Below are 2,759 nucleotides of genomic sequence, written 5' to 3'. Positions count from 1 at the left end.
CTGCAAATCCGGCCAGCAACATCAGCGGGATCTGGATGGCGAAGGAGAACTTCACAGCTTCCTTAAGCTCCCGACATGGTTTGGAGAGGATCATGGCTTGGCTTCGAAATTTCTGCCGAACGTTTGAGCTGAGGCGATCCCGGTGAGCTCACCGGGAAGGCTGCGGGGATCCAAGCAGCTTTCGAAGCTGGCGGCAAGAACACAACACAGCCGCTGAAAGGGGTCGCCCTCGAGCGCCTTGTTCTCGTCGGGCGGTCTTGGGGGCGGGGAGTTCTTCGTGGAGGCCGCGGTCCGCCACGGGAAGATACCCGATCGAGCGCCGACACCATCCCACGGGTCACTCCGAGCGGTGATGATGCGGAGCCCCGGCGAATCAGACAGACAATCTAACAGAGCCTGTCACGTGCCCGGTCCGATCTCTCCTGTCCGCTCCTCTGCTGCCCACCGCATGATGATCACCCCGGTCAGCAAAGCACTGGAAACTCGAAAACCTCGATAAGCTCGACCTATCTCCGACTCGGTCTGCTGCCACACCCTCAAAACCCAGAGGCTCTACATTCCACGAGAACGTTTGAGCTGAGGCGATCCCGGTGAGCTCACCGGGAAGGCTGCTGGGATCCAAGCAGCTTTCGAAGCTGGCGGCAAGAACACAACAAAGCCGCTGAAAGGGGTCGCCCTCGAGCGCCTTGTTCTCGTTGGGCGGTCTTGGGAGCGGGGAGATCTTCGTGGACGCCGCGGTCCGCCACGGGAAAATACCCGATCGAGCGCCGACTCCATCCCACGAGACACTCCGAGCGGTGATGATGCAGAGCCCCAGCGAATCAGACAGACAATCTAACAGAGCCTGTCACGTGCTCGGTCCGATCTCTCCTGGCCGCTCCTCTGCTGCCCACCGCATGATGCTCACTCCGGGCAGCAAAGCTCCGGAAGCTCGAAAACCTCGATAAGCTCGACCTATCTTCGACTCGGCCTGCTGCCACACCCTCAAAACCCAGAGGCTCTACATTCCACGAGAACGTTTGATGTGGACGCGCGCCCTCATGGCGGCGCTTCCGACTCAAGGAGAACAGATCGAAGGACTCCCGGCAATCTCCAACAGAGCCGCTGATTGGCGTCGTCGTCACACGACTTGTTAGCCTTGTTGGTTTAGTTTGGCTCCGATTACCGCTTCCAATTCCGCCGAAGAAGGGATGATCGCTTCTTCGGCTTATTGGCAGGCTTGGCTGCTTGAAACCACGATTGAACCTGAGCGGTGTCGTAGAGATGATCTGAGGTTACCTCAATCATGTTAGGATCGAATCGACTAGCAATATTGGCCGCACAAGGAGCGCAGCCACAATCACTCCAGGCTCGTTCGAACACTTTGACGCTTGTCACAACCTTCCCGGTCTTCTCATGAACTTGCTTCGATTGGCTCTCGTTCAGATTCAGGGTCGCTGTGTAAAGCCGCTCCTCGCCCTTGCGCTGGTGCTCCAATGTCTCGATCTGTTGTGCAGTTAATCGGATCTGTAGCCGAGTGCCTGAGACGAACCGAAAGCCTCCGGTCATCTCGATTCCGTCAGCGAGAGCCGAAACAGCGGTCATGATGACCGCCAGAAGAACTGGAACTAGGGTCTTCATTCTTGGGCTAACGTCGAAGCGCTGCCGACCCGACCACCATGGCGGCCAGCGCGATTCATGGGCAACTTTCTACCAACTGAGACGCCACGTAACAAGGCCGCTGATAGGGGTCGGTCAGTCGCGCCTTGTTCGGCTCTTTGGTATCTTGTGAAGAACGTCATCCGCACCATCTAGAGCAAGGTCGTCGAAAGCTCTATCTACACCCGCTGATCTGATCAACCAGTGAGATGGTGAGCAGAAAACCTCATAAGGGGTATGCCAAGGATCAAGACCGTCAGCGACCTGCTTGCCCGACAAGAATATGATCGAACGTCGGTTGTCTCCAGTCAGCGCATCGAAAAATGCTTTCGCTTCTGACGGTGGATCTTCGCCGAATTCATCGCGATAGTTGTCCACGGCGGACCCAATCCTCTGCATATCCTCTAGTATTTGTGGATGTGGTCCTGCCTTTTTGAAAGGCTGGTATTTCCAATACCAGACTGCACAACCTACACACAATGCGAGTAGGCCAATGACCGCCCGTACTGTGGATCTCATAATTTCTGCCGAACGTTATAGGCCATGCGCGGCGGAGGGGGAAGCTCGAATTCAAACAGGAGCGTTACTCGCCGTCGTATGTGCCGGATTGTTCTGTGTCTTTTTCACGGAGCGCCAAGAATGGTCGAACCGAGTTCATCCGTGAGTTGATAGGGCGCTGCAACATCTTGAAGGAATTGTAGCTTCTCGTCCCAAGTGAGAGTATTCAAGCTGAACCACTCCTCGCATCGGGCCTTGATCGCTGGGAGAATCATCGAGTTAGTCTGGAGGACGCGATGGGATCTCCAATCTTCCGCAACCTTCTCGGATGGTGCTTCGGCAATCAGCAGATCAAACACCTTGTTCGCAGTGTCGGCTACGAATGGGGATCCCTGAACCTCTTTGCGGTCAGGATCGAGATGAAACTTCGCCTCGCACATCGCTAAGTGGAGGAATCGCAACTCATCGTAGCTTGAAAACGCGATCTTCATTTCTTCACAGAACGTTCGAGCTGAGGCGATCCCGGTGAGCTCACCGGGAAGGCTGCGGGGATCCAAGCAGCTTTCGAAGCTGGCGGCAAGAACTCAACACAGCCGCTGAAAGGGGTCGTCCTCGAGCGCCTT

Annotated in this window: 2 protein-coding genes; both read right to left on the bottom strand. The window is 56.1% G+C overall.

Annotated elements, in window-relative coordinates; translation table 11 throughout:
- Nucleotides 1-1,161: 1,161 nt before the first annotated feature.
- On the bottom strand, nucleotides 1,162-1,620 hold the full coding sequence (locus tag ACFQY0_RS20985; protein ID WP_379716950.1) for a hypothetical protein: 459 nt from the start codon (nucleotides 1,618-1,620) through the stop codon (nucleotides 1,162-1,164).
- Nucleotides 1,621-2,261: 641 nt separating this feature from the next.
- A complete protein-coding gene (locus ACFQY0_RS20980) occupies nucleotides 2,262-2,627 on the bottom strand; it encodes a hypothetical protein (protein WP_379716948.1) in 366 nt (121 codons plus the stop codon).
- Nucleotides 2,628-2,759 lie beyond the last annotated feature (132 nt).

Source organism: Haloferula chungangensis (assembly GCF_042664875.1).
Taxonomy (GTDB): Bacteria; Verrucomicrobiota; Verrucomicrobiia; order Verrucomicrobiales; family Akkermansiaceae; genus Haloferula; species Haloferula chungangensis.
Note: the sequence above shows the minus strand (reverse complement) of the source record. Positions and strands in the feature narration are given on the sequence as shown.

Coding starts and splice junctions, on each gene's coding strand:
- ACFQY0_RS20985 (WP_379716950.1), bottom strand. CDS start 1,620: ATGAAGACCCTAGTTCCAGTTCTTCTGGCGGTCATCATGACCGCTGTT.
- ACFQY0_RS20980 (WP_379716948.1), bottom strand. CDS start 2,627: ATGAAGATCGCGTTTTCAAGCTACGATGAGTTGCGATTCCTCCACTTA.